The organism is Rhizobium sp. 22-785-1, assembly GCF_053521965.1.
In genome coordinates, this window is the sequence record NZ_JBNWDI010000010.1 from 28,729 (window position 1) to 49,414 (window position 20,686).

15 protein-coding genes and 2 pseudogenes are annotated in these 20,686 nt (G+C 55.8%); 12 read left to right on the top strand and 5 right to left on the bottom strand.

Going from position 1 to position 20,686, the window contains the following annotated elements; genetic code table 11:
* The first annotated feature begins 55 nt into the window (after positions 1–55).
* From ACQZ5M_RS18460 to ACQZ5M_RS18470, 3 genes are all read left to right on the top strand, one after another.
* Positions 56–5,605, top strand: a complete 5,550-nt coding sequence (locus tag ACQZ5M_RS18460) for a DUF3320 domain-containing protein (RefSeq protein WP_449080545.1) — start codon at positions 56–58, stop codon at positions 5,603–5,605.
* A gap of 184 nt (positions 5,606–5,789) precedes the next feature.
* The gene (locus ACQZ5M_RS18465; protein WP_449080476.1) at positions 5,790–7,508 is read left to right on the top strand and encodes a hypothetical protein; all 1,719 of its coding nucleotides are present in this window, start codon (positions 5,790–5,792) and stop codon (positions 7,506–7,508) included.
* The gene (locus ACQZ5M_RS18470) at positions 7,505–9,214 is read left to right on the top strand and encodes a hypothetical protein (RefSeq protein WP_449080477.1); all 1,710 of its coding nucleotides are present in this window, start codon (positions 7,505–7,507) and stop codon (positions 9,212–9,214) included. The genes ACQZ5M_RS18465 and ACQZ5M_RS18470 overlap by 4 nt, the downstream gene beginning before the upstream one ends.
* A 93-nt stretch (positions 9,215–9,307) precedes the next feature.
* Here the strand turns inward: ACQZ5M_RS18470 and ACQZ5M_RS18475 are convergent, their stop codons facing one another.
* Positions 9,308–9,601 carry a hypothetical protein gene (locus ACQZ5M_RS18475; protein ID WP_449080478.1) on the bottom strand — a complete coding sequence of 98 codons (294 nt, stop codon included), beginning with the start codon at positions 9,599–9,601 and terminating at the stop codon, positions 9,308–9,310.
* Between the two features lie 59 nt (positions 9,602–9,660).
* Between ACQZ5M_RS18475 and ACQZ5M_RS18480 the strand changes: the two genes are divergently transcribed.
* The 8 genes and pseudogenes from ACQZ5M_RS18480 (at position 9,661) to ACQZ5M_RS18515 (ending at position 14,966) form a co-directional block, all read left to right on the top strand.
* The gene (locus tag ACQZ5M_RS18480; protein ID WP_449080479.1) at positions 9,661–10,968 is read left to right on the top strand and encodes a hypothetical protein; all 1,308 of its coding nucleotides are present in this window, start codon (positions 9,661–9,663) and stop codon (positions 10,966–10,968) included.
* A 356-nt stretch (positions 10,969–11,324) separates the two neighbouring features.
* Positions 11,325–11,480 (top strand): hypothetical protein, encoded by a 156-nt coding sequence (locus ACQZ5M_RS18485; RefSeq protein ID WP_449080480.1) that lies wholly within the window; start codon positions 11,325–11,327, stop codon positions 11,478–11,480.
* Between the two features lie 12 nt (positions 11,481–11,492).
* A complete protein-coding gene (locus tag ACQZ5M_RS18490; protein WP_449080481.1) occupies positions 11,493–11,717 on the top strand; it encodes a hypothetical protein in 225 nt (74 codons plus the stop codon).
* On the top strand, positions 11,701–12,144 hold the full coding sequence (locus ACQZ5M_RS18495) for an AAA domain-containing protein (RefSeq protein ID WP_449080483.1): 444 nt from the start codon (positions 11,701–11,703) through the stop codon (positions 12,142–12,144). The genes ACQZ5M_RS18490 and ACQZ5M_RS18495 overlap by 17 nt, the downstream gene beginning before the upstream one ends.
* 123 nt (positions 12,145–12,267) lie before the next feature.
* Positions 12,268–12,369 (top strand): annotated as a pseudogene (locus ACQZ5M_RS18500) (hypothetical protein); the annotation flags it as partial.
* A gap of 36 nt (positions 12,370–12,405) precedes the next feature.
* On the top strand, positions 12,406–12,804 hold the full coding sequence (locus tag ACQZ5M_RS18505) for a GreA/GreB family elongation factor (protein WP_449080546.1): 399 nt from the start codon (positions 12,406–12,408) through the stop codon (positions 12,802–12,804).
* Positions 12,805–12,975: 171 nt separating this feature from the next.
* On the top strand, positions 12,976–13,563 hold the full coding sequence (locus ACQZ5M_RS18510; RefSeq protein ID WP_449080484.1) for a hypothetical protein: 588 nt from the start codon (positions 12,976–12,978) through the stop codon (positions 13,561–13,563).
* An 11-nt stretch (positions 13,564–13,574) separates the two neighbouring features.
* Positions 13,575–14,966: an ImmA/IrrE family metallo-endopeptidase gene (locus ACQZ5M_RS18515; protein ID WP_449080485.1), complete on the top strand. Its 1,392-nt coding sequence runs from the start codon at positions 13,575–13,577 to the stop codon at positions 14,964–14,966.
* 328 nt (positions 14,967–15,294) lie between these two features.
* On the opposite strand, the pseudogene tnpC reads toward ACQZ5M_RS18515, so the two are convergent.
* A pseudogene (tnpC, locus tag ACQZ5M_RS18520) lies at positions 15,295–16,106 on the bottom strand (IS66 family transposase); the annotation flags it as partial.
* Positions 16,107–16,450: 344 nt separating this feature from the next.
* Between tnpC and ACQZ5M_RS18525 the strand changes: the two are divergent.
* Positions 16,451–16,813 carry a phospholipase D-like domain-containing protein gene (locus ACQZ5M_RS18525; protein WP_449080486.1) on the top strand — a complete coding sequence of 121 codons (363 nt, stop codon included), beginning with the start codon at positions 16,451–16,453 and terminating at the stop codon, positions 16,811–16,813.
* A 65-nt stretch (positions 16,814–16,878) separates the two neighbouring features.
* Here the strand turns inward: ACQZ5M_RS18525 and ACQZ5M_RS18530 are convergent, their stop codons facing one another.
* The 3 genes from ACQZ5M_RS18530 to ACQZ5M_RS18540 all read right to left on the bottom strand — a co-directional run bounded on the left by ACQZ5M_RS18530 (position 16,879) and on the right by ACQZ5M_RS18540 (position 20,658).
* Positions 16,879–17,142: a hypothetical protein gene (locus tag ACQZ5M_RS18530; protein ID WP_449080487.1), complete on the bottom strand. Its 264-nt coding sequence runs from the start codon at positions 17,140–17,142 to the stop codon at positions 16,879–16,881.
* Between the two features lie 95 nt (positions 17,143–17,237).
* Positions 17,238–19,556 (bottom strand): hypothetical protein, encoded by a 2,319-nt coding sequence (locus tag ACQZ5M_RS18535; RefSeq protein WP_449080488.1) that lies wholly within the window; start codon positions 19,554–19,556, stop codon positions 17,238–17,240.
* Positions 19,549–20,658, bottom strand: a complete 1,110-nt coding sequence (locus ACQZ5M_RS18540; RefSeq protein WP_449080489.1) for a hypothetical protein — start codon at positions 20,656–20,658, stop codon at positions 19,549–19,551. The genes ACQZ5M_RS18535 and ACQZ5M_RS18540 overlap by 8 nt, the downstream gene beginning before the upstream one ends.
* Positions 20,659–20,686 lie beyond the last annotated feature (28 nt).

The window sequence follows — 20,686 nt, forward strand, 5'->3', positions numbered from 1 at the left end:
TGGACCGCAACGTCCATTTGTGCATGATCCCAACTACGGGGAATGGGGAAATTGCATGTCTGAAAACGTTTTTGGGGACGGCGACATAGAGAAGTCGGTGTTCGACAGCAATCTGTCGGTTGAGGCAAAAATCGAGCGTGCTCGGACGGAGCTGCTCGACCTGTCAGCAAGAAATAGGTTGCTGAATGTCCCGAGGTTTTCGAAAAGTGCAAAGACCATCGACGTAGTCGATGAGCAGTCGGCAGAGATTTTCCGGATCCTTGTCACTGAGAGTAAGGCTATGACCTTCCTAGCAGGCGCCAAGGGGCGAGAGCAGAAGGAAGGTGAAGACGCCGAGGAAGTTGTTGAACTCACCCTTCCGTACGATGACGATCGTGACGCGTCTGGTCGTCTTGTTCGACACGGGGACACGAAGCTTCAAACCCGAATGACGCCGAATGCACTGCAGAAGCGTCTGCTGGATCTTTACTTCGATGCTCGGACGCTGGAAGAGGAGCAGGGCGTCAACATCCTTTACCTAGGGCTGGGCACTCTCAAATGGGTCGATCCAAACAACTCTGAGAATATCCGTTACGCACCATTGATCCTCGTGCCCGTGGCCTTGGAGCGCGCAAGCGCAGCGGAACGATTCAAATTGCGTGCCCGACAAGAGGATTTCGCCTCAAACCTGTCGTTGGAGGCCTTCCTTGACCGGGTGCACAAGATCAGCATGCCGTCGTTTGAAGCATCTGATGACTTCTCTTTCGAAAACTACACCAAACAGGTGGCGGAAGCTGTGTCCATCAAGGCAGATTGGTCTGTCCAGCCTGACGACGTCGTACTTGGCTTCTTTTCATTCGCCAAATTCCTGATGTATCGGGATTTGGATCCAAGCCTTTGGCCCGCCGACGCCAAATTTACCGACCGGCCGCTGATTACCTCGCTCGTATCTAACGGATTCTCAAGAAACGACTGCCTGCTTCCAGAGGAAGCCAGGATCGACGCTCATATCTCGCCCTCTGAAATGACGCACATCGTCGACGCTGACAGCTCGCAGACCGTGGCGATTCACGAAGTTAGAAAGGGTCATGATCTTGTCATTCAGGGTCCGCCCGGTACCGGCAAGTCGCAGACCATCGCCAACATCATTGCCGCCGCCGTGGCCGACGGTAAGAGGGTTCTGTTCGTCGCCGAGAAGATGGCTGCTCTTGAAGTGGTAAAAAGGCGGCTTGATCAAGCTGGCGTCGGTGACGCTTGTCTTGAACTACATTCGAACAAGGCGAACAAGAAGGCCCTGCTAGGTGAGCTTCAGCATGTCTGGGGGCTCGGCGCGCCGAAGGGCCAGTTTTCCGATGCCGTCGACAGGAGACTGGTCGAGGCACGGGACAGTCTCAACTCGCATCCAGAACGTCTACATCGACTGTATCTCCCATATGCTCTGACACCGTATCAAGTAATCGGTCAACTGTCGCGCCTCCGTCAGATGGGGACGCCGCCTTCCGAAATCGCGTTACCAGACGCTGTTAGCTGGTCACCGGAAACGCGAGAGCGGATACATGGACTCCTTACGGAGCTCGCTCAACGGATCGATGATATTGGGCTTCCATCGCAACACCCCTGGTCAGGCGTGGGCCTTACCTCGATTACCCCTCTTGACCACGAGCGGCTCACCAAGCGACTGAATGAGACCGCCTCCGACCTGTCGTCGCTTCGACGCGACATGGCCGACGTGGCGGCATCTTTGTACAGCGAGCCAGTATCCTCGATCTCTGAATTTAGCGAGAAGGTCAGACAGGCCGAAGCGATAGCGACAGTCCCTCACGCAATCTCGTCCAGCGCGCTCTCCGCATCGGTATGGGAAGAAGTGGGGGGTGATATACAGAAACTGGTCCGCGACGGATCCGAGCTCTCGCGCCTTTGCAGCCAAATTGCCGGGCACTTTGAGGATGGCGCGTGGGAAATCGAACCTGGCCCGATGCTTGAACGGTTCAAGCAGCTTCCGGCTTCGTTCCCGGAAAGCGGCTTTGAAACGATACGACAGATCGATGCGGCATTGCCCCGCTTCCTTCAGTCGGTCATTTCGTTGAAGCAGATGCTTGGAATAGATGCGTCTTCCACACTTGGATCGATCGGCAGGTTGATAGATATTGGCGACAGGGTAGCTGACGCGCCGGACGCGAGCCCCGATGCTTTCGTTGCAGCAATATGGGAGCGCGGCCTGGAGCAGGCAGGTGATCTGGCTGAAGCCGTTGCCATCTACAGGCGGATCAAGGCCGAGCTGGACGGGAAGATGTCCGAGCAGGCCTGGGACATGGACCTTTCATTGACGCGAACGGCTGTAGCGCTTCATGGAAGAAAGGCGCTGAAGTTCCTCAGTGGCGACTGGCGTAGAGCCAAGGCGTTGCTACGAACCATCATGCCGGAAACAACCCCTGAAGAAACCATCCGTCTGCTTGATCTCCTGCAGAAGGGAAAGCAGGCTCGGACAACAATAAAAGACGGTGACAGCCTAGGACGCGGGGCGTTCGGCGCCGATTGGCGCGGAGAGCGAACGGATCCGCGTCCCCTAGAGGATCTCGTCATATGGATGAGGAGCCTGAGAGGCCTGGGGCCGGAGGCCCGTGCGATTGCTGGCAGGCTTACCGACAAGCGGGCCCTCAAGGCCCGGTGCGATCAAGTTCGCAGCATGATGGAAGATGTACGAAGGCTCCTGCTGACATTATGGTCGGATTTAGGAGAACAGGGAGGCGCGCTGCTCAAGGACGCTGCTGGGCCTGAAGAGGTACCTCTTGCCCACGCGACTACGGTCATAAAAGAGATCGCGACTGCTGACATGTCGTTTTCAACGGTTGCGATCTCATCTCCAGAGAACAATGGTCTTCGTGTTCAGTGGTTGGAGCAGCTTGCTAACGGGCTCAATCTCAAGGAATCCGTGTCGAGCGTTGGCGATCTGGGCTCCACCGCATTCGGAGAACTCTGGAGAGGTGGTGCATCCGATTGGTCCACCTTGTCGGAGATCGTCGGATGGATCGAGAATAACCGGGATCTTCGCATCCTGGCTTCCCAAGTATCGGACCGTGTTGGACTGGCTGTCAAATCCCGAAAAGCATCTGACGATTGCGCAAAGATGATCGAGCGAATTGCTGACATAACTGGGTCTCTCCGAGCCGACCTCGGTTTCATATTTGGCAGTGACGTCCTCGTGGACGTCGGACTCGAAGAAATCGAAAACGTCCTCCAGCGCTGGGTGCAGAGCGAGGAGGAACTCTCGAAGTTTGTTGCGTACAACGGAAGGGCCACCGATGCTGCGCAACTTGGCGTCGGCGCAATCGTCGAGCGGATTGAGAGCGGCGCATTCAAGACATCCCAAGTCATCGATCATTTTGAAATCGCCTTCTATGAGGCGATCCTGCGACATCAGCACTCAATGGATCCTGAACTTGCGCGGTTTGATGGCGAGGTTCATGGTCGCTTGGTGAACGAGTTCGCCGAGCTCGATCTCAACCGCATGCGCCTGTCGAGGCTTGATGTCGTCAGGGCTCATCATAGCAGAATTCCTCAGGTTAGCGGCATCGGGCCGGTCGGCATTCTCCGCGGTGAGATGGCGCGCAGGCGTAACCACATGCCGATCCGGCAACTCATGCAGAGGGCCTCGCCGGCCATACAGGCGCTGAAGCCTGTCTTCATGATGAGTCCTCTATCAATTGCACAGTTTCTGCCGCCGGGTGCTCTCGAGTTTGACCTTCTCGTGATGGATGAGGCCAGTCAGATCCAGCCAGTCGATGCTCTGGGAGCGATCGCGCGCGCCCGGCAGGTCGTCGTGGTGGGCGACGAGCGTCAGTTGCCTCCGACGAAATTCTTCTCGAAGATGACCTCAAGCGGATCGGAGGATGACGACGAGCAGGATGGCGCAAGCGTCTCGGACATCGAAAGCATCCTGGGTCTGTTCTCGGCGCGGGGTCTTCCGGAAAAAATGCTGCGGTGGCATTATCGCAGCAGACACCAGTCGTTGATTGCGGTGTCTAACTCCCAGTTCTACGACGACAAACTTTTTATCGTGCCGAGCCCGTATACCCAGGAGGCTGGTATGGGCCTTCGGTTCCACCCAGTGAGCGGTGGCACATTCGATGACGGCGTAAATAAAGTCGAGGCGAGGGCAGTAGCGGAGGCGGTCATCCGGCATGCCGTCAGTTCGCCGCAGCTTTCGCTGGGAGTCGCCGCTTTTTCCGTCAAGCAGCGACGCGAAATTCAAGATCAACTGGAAATCCTTCGGCGTCTCAATCCCGCGACCGAGGACTTCTTCCACTCCCATCCACACGAACCGTTCTTCATCAAGAACCTGGAGAACGTGCAGGGCGACGAACGCGACGTAATTCTGATCTCCGTGGCTTATGCGAAGAACGCTCAAGGATACATGGGGATGCGATTTGGACCGCTGGGAGCTGAAGGGGGAGAACGCCGGCTGAATGTCCTGATCAGCCGAGCGAAACGTCGGTGCGAGGTCTATGCCTCGATCACTGACGAGGACATTGACCTTGAACGGGCCAAGGGTAAGGGCGTTTTCGCATTCAAGCTGTTTCTGCACTATGCGCGGACGGGGCGACTTTCTGTTTCACAACGAGCAGACCGTGACATGGACAGCGTGTTCGAGGAGCAGGTCATGACGGCGTTGCAAGAGAGAGGTTACCAGGTTCATCCGCAGGTTGGGATCGCTGGCTTTTTCATTGACCTTGCCGTCGCTGACGACGCCATCCCTGGCCGATATCTACTCGGCATAGAATGCGATGGTGCTTCTTATCACGATTCCAGATCTGCTCGAGATCGCGATAGGTTACGGCAAGCGGTCCTCGAGGATCACGGTTGGACGATACATCGGATCTGGAGCTCCGATTGGTTTCAACGACCTAAGGCAGAGCTAGACCGTGTCGTCGATGCCATCGAGCGTGCGAAAGCCAATGTACTTGAGGGCGGATCGCCCACAGAAAGCCCGCGCCGTGCTGTCTCTGTCGAGGTAGTGACAATCGAAAGGGACACGGTGACGGAAGTTAGTCTGCAACCTGTTTCGGTCACAAGTTCCACGCCTCTCTACGACGAAGCGCCTCTAAAGGCAGACTTCAGGTACGAGCTCCACGAGGCGCCGGTACCCTTCCTGGTCTCGCTGATCAAGGAAATGGTGGAGATAGAAGGACCGGTGCATCGCGACGAGGTGGTCGTCAGGATTCGCACAGCGTGGGGTCTGCAGCAAGCAGGTGGACGTATTCGTGCGCACGTCGGTCGTGCACTTGATGCGGCGGTGAGCGGCGGACACGTTTACAGATCCGGAGAGTTTCTGCTGTGGCCAGGCGTGGAGGCGAGGCTTCGCGACCGCAGCTCGACGTTTTCGCCAAGCCTGAGGAGGATCGACATGATACCGCCCATGGAGGTCGACGAGGGAATCCTGTCAATCTTGGAGGCGGGTTTCGGGGCATCAGAGGATGAAACCGTGAACGCTATCGCACGCGGCCTCGGCTTCCGTTCGACGAGCTCGCAACTGAAAGAATTCATCAAGGCGCGCATCGGATTGTTGGTGGCGGAGGGAAAGGTTCAAGTTCGCGACAGTATGCTGATCGGCGCATCCACAGCGTAACGCGCCAGATCCTTTGCATCATGATAGCTAGAACAATTCGCCAACTTTAAAACAACTTATCTGCCTCAGGGGCCACGATGATTTTCCGCAAAAATATGACGCACTTACGAAGCTCCGCGAAATCCTCGAAGCCACTGACGAGGCTACGGTAGGAAGTACAAGGCTTCGCTCTTAGGGAGAGATGATGGCATCCAACCCACATTCCGAAGAAAACTTCGCGACCGCACTTGCAAATGACGGTCTTGTCGCCATGGTTGCTGGGATGAACTTCGAAGCAGCGGAGGCGGCGGGTGTCCTTGCTGCGGAAATTCACGACGCTCGTGCCATCGACATCATTTCGTTGGCCGAGGCTCTGGACTGGTCCAATTTCGATCGGAGCCACGCCGTACGCCTCACTTTTATGCTGAGTGGATTCATCGGTGCCACTGCCGAAATCGCATCACGTTTGATCCCTTTCACGCATTCATTGATTTTGAAGTCGCCGGCGCACAGTTCCTATGGCTATGAGCAGGCTATCGGCCGCTGGCTCGAGGGAGACGTGGCGCGCTGCGTGGCAACAATGGAAGTCCTCCGGTCGAAAAGCGACAGTCCATTCCTTGCGATGCTGCTTGATAGATGGCGCCAAAAGGACCCGTCCGCCGCACTTTGCGCTGCGCTCGAATTCAGTGTGGACAAAGCCCCGACTGCTGTCAGAGCTGCTGTCATCGCCCTAGGTGGGTATGCGGGCGCCCCATACGATATTCGAGAGCAAGCGGTCGAAGAGCTCGTTGCGAGGCTCGCTGATGAAAACTGCGCAATTCGACATGCTGCTATCTTTGGGGCCGCTCGTCACCTCGCTGAGGGGGACCACCCGCCAAGTCTGATTGGATCTTTGGAAGCGCTGGCCCGTGATCCAGATCCAGAGGACCGTGATCAGTTGATTACCTGCTTCGTCCAGAACAGGTATCCATATCCGGACCCCCTGCGGCAGCGCACCTTTGAGCTTATGAAAAATGTCACCTCGCAGAACCCTCACGTTCTTGGTCTGGTGGATGCAGCGTTGTCGGAAGCAGACCTAGTGAAGGACCGGCAGGTGGTCGCGGATACAATCTCTGCAATCGTTTGCAACGCAAGCGCTGATGTTGACCTGAAGAACTTCCAAAGCACCCTCTACAGGATAAAGGAGTTGGGCGACGAAAAACTTGGCTGGTTCGCCATCGAGTGGCTACTTCACGGAGGTATAGCGATCCGTGACCAAGTTCATGACCTCTTTGAGCCATTGGACAGGAAAATCTACGATGTCGACCTCGAGCCCTTTAACTTAACAGAGGAGAGCATATTCTTTCTCGCCAGGAAGATTTTTGGCTTCTTGCTGGTAGCTCACGGCCCCGCCGCATCACTCCTATGCGCCTGCCTGCAATCACTCAGTGGCAGACCTCAGAAGGATCTCGAAGTCGGGATTGTCTCCTTCTGGCTGATGAACTATCCCGGCGACATCGAGCTTTTCCAGAAGCTAGCGGCGAAATCTAAGGTTCGGAGTTTGAAGAGTTCAGTCGGACGTCTCCGAAAGGCGCATGAAGCTCGAGAAGCCAAGTATGCAGCTCTTCCGTCCAATCCCGCGCTCCAGCCGTCGACGAGCGAGCGCCGCGTCCAGGCAGAGATAGAGTTCGAGCAGCGAACAAAGATCAATAGGTCCGCAGAAGAGGGCTCAATCTTCGGCAACCTTTTCCACAAAAGCACAATCCTACACGGACGGTCTTCGATTTTCTATATCGAGGACCCGTCGGGCGGCGAACCCGTAAGGCAGGTCACGCCATTGGCAAGCTTTAAGGTTTCTACCCCAGTTGCGCGCATGGGCGTGCTCCAGCCCGTGGTGTTTGATCGCATGGTGCGCTCTTTCCGAATAGAGGAGCTGGTGTCATGAAGCTCATGCTGAAACAGTATCTTGCTTCGCTCAACGAACGGGAGGAGTTGGACGTCATTTTGCCGGATGTCCTCAGCGAGCTCGGCTTCAACGTGATATCAAGACCGAAGCGAGGGACGACCCAATACGGCGTTGATGTAGCCGCTATCGGACCGCACCCGCTCACCGGAGAAAAGGCGCTCTATCTCCTTTCTATTAAAGCTGGCAATCTCAGCAGAAGCCACTGGGAGGACGGCAGCCAGGCACTCAGGGTTTCGTTGGAACAAATCCTCGAAGTTTACATCCCGACGCACGTTGCCGCCCAATACAAAAGGCTTCCGGTTGTAATCGCGCTTTGCTTCGGTGGCGACATACAGGAGGAGGTGCGCCTCCGTATCCAGAAGTACATGGACAAGAACATCGTTGCTGGAAAGATCGAATTCGTCGAGTGGAATGGCGACAAGATCGCTGAGATGATGGTCTCGGGCCTGTTGCGGGAAAAGATGTTTCCCAAGCAGATGCAGGCCTCGTTCCGTAAGGCGCTGGCTTTCGTGGACGAGCCCGCAGTCTGCGTCGCGCACTTCAGCCAGTTGCTGTGGCGGCTGCTGGAGATATTGCCAAAAGATCACCGCGATCTCATGCGCAAAGCTCGACAAATCCATCTTGCCGCATGGAATGTATTCGTATGGGCGCGCGACGCTCAAAACCTGGAAGCTGCGTATCAAACGAGCGAGATCGCAGCGTTGTTGATGTGGGATCTTGGGAGACGGTACCTTTCCGACACCGCCAAGGGTAGGGAAATCGGGTCGATGATGATGAGATGCGTGCAGCTCCATCAGATGATTTCAGAACAGTATATCAGGGCTCACGTCGACGCGTATTCGCAAATTGAAAACGGCCTCGCTTTGGCTGTTCAATCGAGGGCGCCAGTCGATATTAATCTTCGTGTGTTCGACGTCCTGGGCAGAGTTGCGTTGCATGGCCTTTGGATCCTTCACGCCCGAGAAAATCTCGACCCTAACGAGAAGGCAGAGGTCGTCGCGGCGGTCGAGGCTGGGGTCGAACGCGCTCATCGCATAGTCCGAGACATAATCGGGAACAATCGCGTTCTTGAATGCCCGCTACGGGACGATCACGCGATCGAGATAACGCTTGCGGCAATGTTGCTGGCACGATGCGGGGATCTGCAGTTTCTGGCAGGCTGGATCGAGAGCATCTTCCAGGCCTCGGCGTTCGCTTACCTGACCGGAGGGTTATATCCGTGCATCCTCAGGGAATACAGTCAGCTCGCCCAGCATCCGCAACGCTCGGACGCTTATAGGAAGGAAGCTACTTCCGGAAGCGACCTGTACGCCACACTGGCCCTCTGGCTTGCTCTCCTTCAAAGAGGAGACGCATTCAAGGAGCTGGCCGAGTTTCAAGAGAAGCATCTCGCACATTGTACATGGCAGTTCTGGTTGCCGGACGACATTTCCGAAGATCACCTATACAGGAACACCAAAACTCACGGTGTCGCAATTACCGAGATCAAGGCATCCATCGGGGAGGAAAAGCTCCTTGAACAAGTAAATCGGGAAATAAAGAACTCGAAAGATTTCGACACCTTGTCAGCAGTTCGATTTAGCCATGAAAACTTGGTGCTGGTAGCATGCAGACTATACCGACTTCCAATTCCTCTTCACGTGCTTGCGGGGAAGCAGACAGATGTCGTGGATTGTGATGGCTGATCACGTTGCGGATGCCCGCCCCAAAATGTCCGAAGCCCAAACGTTTGGGTCCCTTTCAAGGACATCTAAAACTGGGGATGGTCCGGGTGATGATCAAATCGCCTGCAACTTCGCGATCTCGATTTCAATTAAATCTTCAGGAATGGCTCGTAGCACCGGGGATGATGCATCCCATAAGTTGTCCAATGTTGCTAGTTTCGCGAGCAGAGATCTGGTGCAGGTGAAGCGACCTTTGAGGGAAATGTCATTGTTTTCAGAACCGACAAGATACGCTTCTGCCGCGATTTTCCCAAAAGCGGTTCGCTCGAAGAATAAGCCGATCGCCCACCCGTTCAGCTCGCAACCGGTTACCGAAACCGCTCCCAGCGATGTGTGCTCGATGATCATTCGCGTCCTCCGTTCATCACAACGCTCGACGATGAACTTGCAAGCGGCAACGGTGAAGCATGCTTAAGGTCGTCCGAGCAGAAACAAGGACGTTCATCCGCGACGCGACGGAAGAGGATGGACTGTTCAGACGAGCGTTTGGAAGATTTGCCCGGCCGACAGAGCAGGAGAAGAAGAATGCCAAGTTAGAAACTGACAAGCTTCGCAAGGATTACTTTTGGCTGGAGTGCGATTGTCAAGAGGAGAACGGGAGATACCCTGTGCTGTTCTGCGTGCAGAACCGCGGGATTCGCCGTGATCCGAATTCCGTCCAGCATACGCTGGAGTGTGATTTTCATTTCTACCCGAAGCAGCAGGTTGAACTCGTCAAAACCTACAAGAAACCTGGACCACGGCAGATAAGGCGGTCGTTCAATCTTCTGAAGGATTTTGGCGTCGGCGAGGAGCTCCGCTACCGTTCCGGCAAACGCACCTCACGGGGTGAGCCCAGGTCGGAAATTGCCATGCTTTTGTTTTCCTTGCTCGGGAGCGCTCAGCTCGATCTGATTGGTCCTGAAGAGGGACCGTACTGGGATCTCCAGGAACAGATTGCCAGACTTGCAGAGGCTGCGGCCCAGATTAGAATTTCGGATCGGATCCTTGGAGAATGGATCGCCTTCGATGCGAATGAATACGAAGTTTTGAAGGGAAAAATCGCGGAGGCTGATCGCAATGGGAACGGTCAAAGACATTACGGATTGTATCTCTTCAGGCTCGTCCATGCAGAGGGAAAGACACTTAGCCGCTGCGACGGCGGTCCTCTTACTGTGTTCGGGCATATGGCGACATTCGGCGAAGCCGCGCCGCGCGATCGTTACCCATACCTGGTCGCTGCCGTCGTCGCATCTCCCAGTCATGGGCATGAGCCTCGCGTTGTAAGAGCCTATGTTCATCCATGCCAACAAGAATTCCGATGGACGCTGGTGGACAGCAACCTCGAAAGAAATACGCTCGATCAGCTCTTAAAAGTCAGGTATCGCCTGCTGCTGCAGCATGGCTTCAGGCTCTACATAAGAAAGCCACTGTTCGATATGGGGCCCGAGGACGACACACCACGAGAAGTTTGCATACCGGACTTTTTGCTGACTCCAGATCATCCAGAACATCGGCGGAACTGTGTCATCGTCGAAACCATGGGTGGATATGATGATGCCTACGAGGATCGCAAAGAGCGCATGCACGAGATGTTTAGGCAGATTGGGCAACCAGATGGACGCGCAGGCACCGAGATCGAAGAGTACGAGCCGCCAGAGGACCAGACGATTGAAGAGTATCAAGCTCGATTTCGAACGCGGGTCTCCAATCATGTCGTTCGCGTTAGGCAATGATGAGGGTTCTACCGAGCCATCAGTTTATGAGCAAAAGGGTCGGTGAGGAGTACAACAGGGTCTCTCTCACGCCTTTGGTCTTGTCGCTAAAGAAAGTCGAAAATACGGCCTAACGTGCGCGCTCGCGACGCTGTGGCCTCGGGATATTCCAGAGGATGTTCTGTCTCAGGTCGGCATGTATCGTTGTCCATCTTTTAATTAACGGGCGAGATCAGTCAGTAGTTGTTAATACCAGCGGCGTTCTCGACGGTTCATCCGTGGCGTTCCTGCCAAACCTGAGTAACGGCGAAGTGCTCCTGATCGGCACCAACTCGACGATGCCGCTGCCGGTCACCATAGACCCAAGCCACTAGGCCATGATCGTCGGTGATTCTCAGCAGCTCCCACCGACGAACTTCTTCCATAAGAGCATCGCCGATATCGCCGACGACGAAGAATCCGACATAGTGACCGAGGAATCGGTTCAGGAGATGGCCAGCAGCGCGTTCCGGCCGAGAAGAATGCTGACTTGACACTATCGCTCGATGCACTCCGGGCTCATCCGCTTCTCCAACAAAATCATCTATCGCGACGACCTGACGGTCTTCCCGTCTGCTAACGAGGACGACCCGAAGAAGGGCGTATCGCTGGTCCAGGCCGGGGGCATCTACAAGGCTGGCGTCAACACTACCGAGGCCCACGCCGTGGTTGGAGAAGCCTTGGCGTTTTTGAGGCACGAAGGTCAACGGTCGCTTGGCTTCGTGCCGTGAACAGGCCCAGGCGGACTATATTAACGAACGCCTTCAGTACGAGATCGCCCGCGACAGGGTGGCCGGAGAGTATATGGACCGATGGCTGCACGAGCGCGATGGCCTTGAGGAGTTCTTCGTAAAGAACCTGGAAAACGTGCAGGGCGACGAGCGCGACGTCATCATCGTTTCTATGGTCTATGGACCGCCTTCCGAAGGCGCGAAGGTCGGCCAGAATTTCGGTCCGATCGCCGGCCCCACGGGCCGCCGCAGCCTCAACGTCCTGTTCACTCGTGCCAAGGAGCAGATCAGGACGTTCACCTCCATGACGCCGCTGGACATCGCCGCGGAAGAGACCACGAATGCGGGCGCATGGATGCTGAACGCTGGCTGGAATACAGTGCGGGCGCAGCATTGGAAGCAGGGACCGGCACTCATGGCGCCTTAGGTAGGGGCAGGTGGCTACTCCATCGACCTCGGCATCCGGCATCCCCAATGACCACGCGGCTTCCTGATGGGCGTCGAATGCGACGGAGCGGGATACCATTCATCGCGCTAAGCCCGCGATCGTGACGTGCACCGGCAGGAAATGCTTGAGAACCTGGGTTGGAACATTCACCGCATCTGGTCGACCGACTGGTTCGAAAATCCGCGTCGCGAGGCCGAGAGGCTCCGTACTGCTATCGCCGCACGTCTGGAGCAGTTGAAGATGAAGCTGGCAGAGCGGGCCGCGGCGCCGACGCCCGTAAAGGAAGAGGTTCGCCCCCCGATCAGCGCGCCTGAGGAGCCGGCTTCGCGGGCGGAGCCGCGGCAACTGGATCTACCCGTCGACCGTCCAGTCAGGGAACCGCTCGATCGCAGGACCGCTGCTTCCGCAGCGAGGCACCAGGCGGCACGACTGGGAAGCAAGGTTCGCCTTCGGTATCTCGATCTCGGTCAGGAGACCTATCAGTTCACGATCGTCAAAGATTCGAGTGCGCCTGAGAGGGGGCTGGTGAACCAGAATGCTCCGCTGGCCAAGGCCGTTCTCGACGCAGAGGCCGGCGACGAACTGGAAATCCTGCTCGGTAGCACTATCAGGAAGGCCGTAGTGGAAAGCGTGATCTAGAGCCATCGGAGGATTGATAGGCGCGCTGGTCGCCTCGAACAACTGCGCAGAATTGACGACGGCTTTTTTTGCTTTCGAGCAGGATCATAGCGCCAGCTCAGAAGTTATCGGCTACAGGCAATGTATATACGCTTTTTTTGGAGGGAACGGTGGAAAATATCCTGATGGCCAGTGGACAACGTGGTTGCAGTCAAATATGCAGCCAGCGCAACCATGGGTATTTCAGTGAGCCTTACGACTACAGCCTTCGACAAGTTTCGTGTGAAATACGGTCCTGCAAGGCCGCCGCGGCCGAACGTTATCAAGAACACGGATGAGACCATCCAGATGACGACCAATGACGGGCTGGATATTCTGAACGACGGTGCCGCCGTTGCCAGCGCGGCAATTCCTGCTACGCCCATTCTTGACGACACCATGGAGAGTGACAAAAGGCTCTGGGCTGTTCGCACTACAGACGTCGTCCATGCGCTGGAAAATTGTGATTACGGGGCGACACTTAAGACTGGGAAGATAAAACACACCAACTTGACCGGCGGCGCAGATGCATTTTGCGGTGGCGAGTTGCTATTTTTGTCCAAACGTACAATTGTCGTTAACGGTGACTCTGGAAGATACGGTCCCCGTAGCAATGCTGAGATGAACGACGTGGCAAAAGCATTTCGAGATTCAGGTTATGATGTTTGGTGCCAGGGCTATGATGACGATACAAACATCCCTTTCCCGTTGCTAAGCGTTGATCCGGTATGGGTCGATTGAGTGGTGTAGATATGGAACTGCAAGAGATATTCGGGGCAGAGTCTTCCGGAAAGACCCCAGAAGACTATGCTGCTACCAGCAAAAATCAGTATGTCAGAAGTCAGGTCCAAATTGCGCTCGCGACACCCGAGGCAAGAGGACGACGGCTTTCCGCAGTTGAGGCCTTAAATGCCTATGGGCTTGAGGTCCTAGAGCAAATTGCCGAGAACGGCGCCTCGACGCTAGTCAAAACGAGAGACGAACCTGCGACCACGCTGAGGCGCCGGCGCGAGGACCTGAACCTAGATATCAAGGATGTCGTCAAACGGACCGGCCTCGACATCGAAGTCGTTAGAGCGCTCGAGACACCAGGTAAAGCCTCAAAAGTACGAGATATCGAGAAGCTCGCCGTTTCTCTGGCACTCGACGAACGCAAAGTTGGAATGCCTTCTCATGCCGTAGATCGTGATCTCGGTGTGAGATTGCGTGAGCTTAGGGGAGCGAAAGATGCCATTAGATTCGATGCGACTTCCGTTCTAAAGATTGCAGAAGCAGGCTGGGTGATATCGAGACAGAATGAACTCGAGCGCCTCCTAGATATCCCCGTTGATCCCATAATCTCCCAAGGCACTCTTCAGAGCGACGACTACAGTCATGTGGCGGCCGAGAAGGGGTATACTTTGGCGGAAAAAGTGCGGAGGCATATCGGGTTGAAGCCGGATGAACCTATCGAAAGTCTCCGTGAACTCCTAGAAACGAAGCTTGCCGTGCCTTTGGTCCAAGATAAGCTTTCAGCACGGTTTGCGGGCGCAACGATCGCAAACGGAGCTAATAGAGGTATTATTGTCAACGAAGAGGGTCACAACGAAAGAGTTTGGACCCGAAGAATGACGCTCGCTCATGAAATAGGACATCTCGTCGGTGACCCTGATCCACGCTTAAACAAGCTCCGAGTGGACGGCTATGATCGACTCGGTAAAAACCTGGACAGCGAGACCGACAATGTTGAACGGCGCGCTAATGGATTTGCTGTAGCATTTCTTGCTCCACCTGAAGCCGTCCGCTCGATCACGCAGGCGGCACCTTCTTCGAAGGCGGCTTTGGAGATCGTCACGAACACCTTCGGTATCAGTCGGACGGCGGCGATCTATCACATTTACAATGTTGCCAAGTTGGATACCTCAAGGGTTGATACCAAAAATCTGAAGGACAATTCGGAAGAATGGCAGCCGAGGGAAAATCTGACGCTTGACTATTTTCCGCTCGAGGAAACTCCCCTGAACCGGCGCGGGCGCTTTGCGTCATTGGTCGTAAAGGCGGAGAAGGCCGGGCATATCAGCGAAGACACCGCTGCGTCCTACCTCAACACGGTTGTCGAAAAGTACCTCAAGCACCGTGAGACGGTTCTCGCGTTGCAAAATTAATCCAGCTAGGCCTGACCTAAACCAATCGGTCAGGCCGACGCTACAGCTACCGTGACAGTAGGTGTCTTCCCCAACCGACGTCGCACCGACGCTCTTGCAGGTTCCGCGAACCAAGAAATTACAAACACTTTATCGCCACAAAAGAAAAAGCCCGCCAGAGGCAGGCTGATGTATAACGTTTTCCGGCCTGTTTCGCTATCGTGAGATCGCTGTCGAGAATCACATAGGGACCTCGCTGGCTCTCCAGACCTACAGGATATTCTGCGCGGCGTCGATCATGATCGACCAAAGCTGCTGACCTCTGTAAGCCTCCGGTGAAGGCCGCAGGTCAGGCCGCTTGAGCGTTGATGGTCGGCGGTGTCCAATTCCAAGGAAGCAGTTGCTCCAGCTTGGTAATTGGGGTGTCCGCGATGCGGGCGAGAACGTCGGCAAGCCACGCCTGCGGATCGATGTCGTTGAGCTTTGCCGTCGTGATCAGCGTGGCCATGAAGGCGGCACGGTCAGCACCACGATCCGATCCGGCGAAGAGTCGCGATTTTCTGCCGAGTGCGAAGCCTCTGAGCGCTCGCTCGGCGGCGTTGTTCGTCAGGGAAATCCTGCCTTCGTCCGGGAATGACGTGAAGCCATCCCAACATTTGAGCTTTAGTCGATCGCCTCTGCGACCGGAGAACTGCGTGACAGCTTTGACCGCTCGGTTTGAAGCCAGGCCTGCAAATCGTCGACGAGCGGCAGACTTTCCTTGTGGCGACGTTCCAGGCGTTGGTCGGCCGTAAGCCCGTTGATCTCCCGCTCGATATCGAACAGGCCGTCGATCCGTTTGACGGCTTCGAGCGCCACAGGCGAGATCGGCGCGGCGTTCTTTCCACGCTTGGCGTTCGCGGCAATGTCGGCGAGCACAAGGAATTTCCGCCGCGAGTGTGCCCAACATAGTGCCTGGGTCAGCGGACCGGGATCGCGATCAACTTTGAATAGCGGATTGTAGCGTCCATAGGCGTCCGCCTGCAGAATGCCAGTGAAGGTCTTCAGGTGGCGCTCTGGATGCTCCTGCCGTCGATCTCGCGAGGCATAGTAAAGGGCGGCCGGTGGTGAGAGCCCTCCAAACGGCCGATCGTCCCGGACGTTGGTCCAGATGCGGCCCGTCGGATACCGGGCGAAGGCGTGATTACAATCCTGAACTTAGACGGCGATATGATTCCGTAAACAAACGACGAAAGACACGAACTTACTCTCAACGACAGCCACAGTTTCGCTCACTGCTTGACTAAGGACATCAAACCTCGTTACGATCTGATCAACGAGCGTAAGGTAGAACCCGCATGTGCTTTCTAGGTGGACGCTTGGAATGGCCGCAACAAGGACGCGCAGGTCGAAAAGATCCGGCGGCTGCAGGCGCTTCCGAATGTTGTGATCGCCGTCGGGAACCGCATCCCGCTCTCCCAGGCTTTGATCATTGGTTGGGAGGGATGGACAGGGGCTCCCCGCACGTGAATGTGCACTGGGTGCACACGAAGTTCATGTTGGCCGATCCTCTTTCCGACGATCCGGTAGTGGTCACCGGCTCTGCGAATTTTAGTAAAGCTAGCACTGACAACAACGATGAAAACATGGTCGTAATCCGCGGTAACCAGCGGGTTGGCGACATCTATCTCGGTGAGTTCTTCAGGCTGCACTCGCATTATGCATTCCGTCAGGCTGTAGCGATCTTCCTCATGAACAACCCCGGCAAGACGCCTGACGACTTTAAGCAGAAGTTTCTGATCGAGGACGGAGACTGGACAGCGGACTACTTCACCCCAGGCGATCGATCAGCAAAATTCGCAAGGCGGATGTACTTCTCGGGCAGTTAGCGGGTTTTACTGGGCCGACATGAAGCGAGGTTCCATGAGCAGTCAGGGGAGGGGAGAGGGTAGGATCAGGACGGTGAGCGATGCTGGTCTGCTTGCGCCTTTTCGAGCTTCGCCTTTTCGCGGCCTACACCGATCCTGTTTCCGAGCAGCGCCGAGAAGACGCTGAACAGTAGAATCCCGCCGGTCCAGCCGGCGAACGCGGTTCCAAACACGGCAATTCCGAATGATGGCATGGCGAATATTGTGAGCAACAGACCGCCGCCAGCAAATGAGGTGGTCCACTTCCGTTGAGTGGTTCGCCAGGCATGACGAAAGAACAAGCGGATCAAAAGTTTGCTCGTCGAGGCAACTATTGACTTCATTTATCGCTAGCTTTCTTTTCTCGCCGCCACGGTCCTGCGGCGTGGACAAATTCGACTGCTAATCATTGATCGGTTCTTTCGTCATTGAGATCGTCGGGATCAGGAGTGATAATTTCAAAAATCGGTGTCGTACCCCAGATGCTGGCTTGCCGATAACTTATCTGTAGCGACCCGGTGAACTCATCGCTCGCGACATATTCAAGGTCAATGAATTGGGATGGATCATTGACCCCAAAGTAGCTGACTTGGCGGAGCAGTTCAGCCGAAAATAGCCATGCTGTTCCCACAGGCATGTCCATGCCAAATATGTCCACCCCTTCGATGGTGGCGATATAGGAAGCCAACCCATCAACGACTTCCTTTCGTGCGATATTCAGCGCCACCGGCGTTGCGCCCCGGCCCCAAACGAACCGCCGTAAAGCACGTCCCTCGGCGGTTCGAGAAATCGTCAGGACAGGTCGGACGCCGACTTGATCGACATATGGTTTGATACCTTTCCAGAACGCTTCTTTCTCAACTGCCAGATCAAGTTTAACTTGGACTCGCGGGCGGCCGAGAAAGCTGTTCCAGACACGCATTTCAGCCCATGTGCGGAAGTTCGATACCAAGAATTCTACGAAGTTCACCGGGGGCGTCTCCATTGGAGGCAGCACCATCTGCGCCTTGCTAATGCCCTCCATTGCTCCGTACGCGACCGGGTCGGCGCTTACGAATTTTTGTTGTACGATCTTCACACCCTGAAAGAAGTTCAGTTGCGAAAGTCCTTCTAAAAAGCTGGCTTTCAGCGCGTCTCGAAGCTCCTCAACAACCTGATTGCTGATCGGAAGCGATTTCAGCAGGTCACTCCGCACGTCTTCGATCGCCGACCGTGCGCTGTCCAAAATCTCGACTAGACGCATGCTTGCTAGCTTGGGGTCCTGTGTCGCCGCGTACAATGGCTTTGCAGAACCGAGCGAGCGTTCACTTTGAATACTCTTAAGGAGGGTGTCGATCTTCTGCACGATCGCGCGAAGCGCGCGATCCCCATTCGGGAGTACGCTCACGTCAGCGGAGAGTTTACGAAGTCTGTCGCTCAGGCCATCGTCCCCGCTGTTCGGGATCGAGGAGGCAAGGATTGCGACAAACGACGATGTTAAATCCTCGCGGCCGTTGATCGTTGACGGCGTGAATACCCTTCCAGGAACGACGCGGCGCTCGGTCATGTTGTCCATCGTCGTCACAAGTCGGTCGAGTTCACCCCCGTACGACGTCTCGTCAAATCTTTCTCCGGCAGTCTCGAAGCGGGCTAAGTCGAGAAAAAGCGAGTGCAGTTGGGGAGGGCGAACGTGGGGGCCGATTGAGTTCTCACGGCTACCCTTGTGGTCCAGGAGTGCTCGGGCATTTCTGGCGCCGATGTCCGACGCCTGCTTGTTATTGATGGACCATGACAGCAGCAGCGCCGCCGAGAGCATAATGACGTCTTGATGGGCATTCCGAACAATAGTCGTGAAGAGTTCATCGGGCTGAGGGTCAGACGCAAACTCATAAGACAGGCTCCGTGCCGTAGCCTTCGCTTCACCCCAATTTGCGTCAAGGATGTCTGGAAGCAGATGCCTTCGATGTCTCAGCTCGGAATAGGGGTGCCTGAGACCAAGAGTATCGAGCCATCGGACCAAAGCTTCTTGGAAATAGTCGGCGCCCTCGTCGTCCTCATTCCAGACCGCCACGGCCAAGCAGTAGGCCGTGTTCTTCAGGTGCTGCCACAGGAAAGGCCAGCTCGCTCTGAATTCGTTCCACCAGAGCTCGCTCTCTTGCTTCCTCGTTTCGCGCCAACCGTAGATCGATGACGCCGTTGGAAGCAGGGCCTCCCACGCGCCGATAAGATCCGGGAGAACTGACGAATATGCCTTTGCGTCTGAACCGGCTAGACGGAGACGTGGCTGAGCGGGTTCGTTGGCCGAAGTCTCGATGGTTGTTCGCTTCGTCTTCCAGGCTTCGATCCGATGCATCATCGCCGGCCCCAGATCCAGTATGGACGTGATGATGTTGATCGAGAGACTGGGCTCTTTTCGGCTTGGAAGCAGTCGCAGAGGCGCGTACGCCAGCCTTTTGATAAAATGACTGTCGTCTGGAATTCGATCTGCCGCTCGCTCGAACAGGCGTCCATACTGTCTGAGCCAGGTTTGGTAAGGTGCGTGCCAAGCTGCGCCCTGGACCTCCGAGTAGTTGAAAGCTGTGCCATCGGGCCTGCGCGTGACGTTGATTGCGTGAAGAAATCGATGGTAGCGAACCATCTCATCCCACGCTGCATCGAAGGCCACCGGCGCAAGACGCTCGATTGTCGCGGCGGTTTTGTCCGCTAGCTCTTCTAGGATCTGGTCTGGAGTCGGGAGCTCACGCATCGGAACCGCTCCGTTTGAAAGAAAACGCTCGCTTGAGAATAAACTTCTCTACCGCAGTCAAGGGACGTCCGCCTCGGCGTCGGCACCAGACAACGCGGCCTTGCAGGACGCCATCAAAGTCGGGAGTAAACCATATCATTGGTTCATCCGCACCCAGGAAGCCCTTGGTCGTTTTCTTTGGACGGCCAGAGCCAGCAGCCCACCTCCGAACGGTCCAGCCGACCCACTTCATTTTCACGTCGCTGAGCTTGACGGGTTTTCCGAATGTGACAACGATCTCCTCGTCGTGGGGTTCACCGAAGTCGCGACCGAAAAAGACTGATGGTCCGTTGAGACCCGTCGCGGCGCCCAGAAAAGCCATGTCGGCAGCGCCGTAGATCTGCTCGCGAAACCGCTTGGTCATCTCGGCTGGCAGAATGACGTGAGCGGTAAATCGTTCACGAAGCTTTTCCCGTTCGGACTGCTGGACGAAGCCGAATGTCACGTTGATGAAGTGCGCCAGCCCTCCGAGGTTCAGTAGTAGCCAGGCTACATGGATTCCGAGAAGTCCTAGTTTGAAGACTTGGCTTTGTCCGCCGAGACCTAGCCAGTGAGCGGCGAAATGTGCTGGCCACAGCAACTGCCCGCACAACACGGCGAGCAGCGCGAGGCAGCTAGCAACGACTTGGAACGAAAGAGATTCATGGTAATACACCTGCACATCGACCGACGAGCTCTCCCTCTGAGCGATGAGTGTCACAAGCGCGAGTGCAAGGGAGATGACGCCAAGGACGCCTACTTGCGCCGTGATAAGATAACTCGACGCATTCATGATGAAGCTCTTCAGTTCCGCATGCGGCCCGAAAGCCGTGAAACCTGACGCTATCTTCGGAGCGAAACGATTGACCGCGATTTCCAGAGAGACGGCGGTAGCATCGAGCGCCAGATACAAAACCAGGAAACGCGGAAATGTCGCGATCGAGAAGAAGCGTCGGAGAATGCGATGGACGATCGGGTAGCGCGTGCTGCGAGCTGCCGGATTACTGCGAAGGTGCTCCTTCACTTCTCGCCGAACGCTTGAATTGACGCTACCGGTGATCTTCTCGCCGAGCCAATCGATCATAGATATTGTGCACTCCCGAAATGAAGCC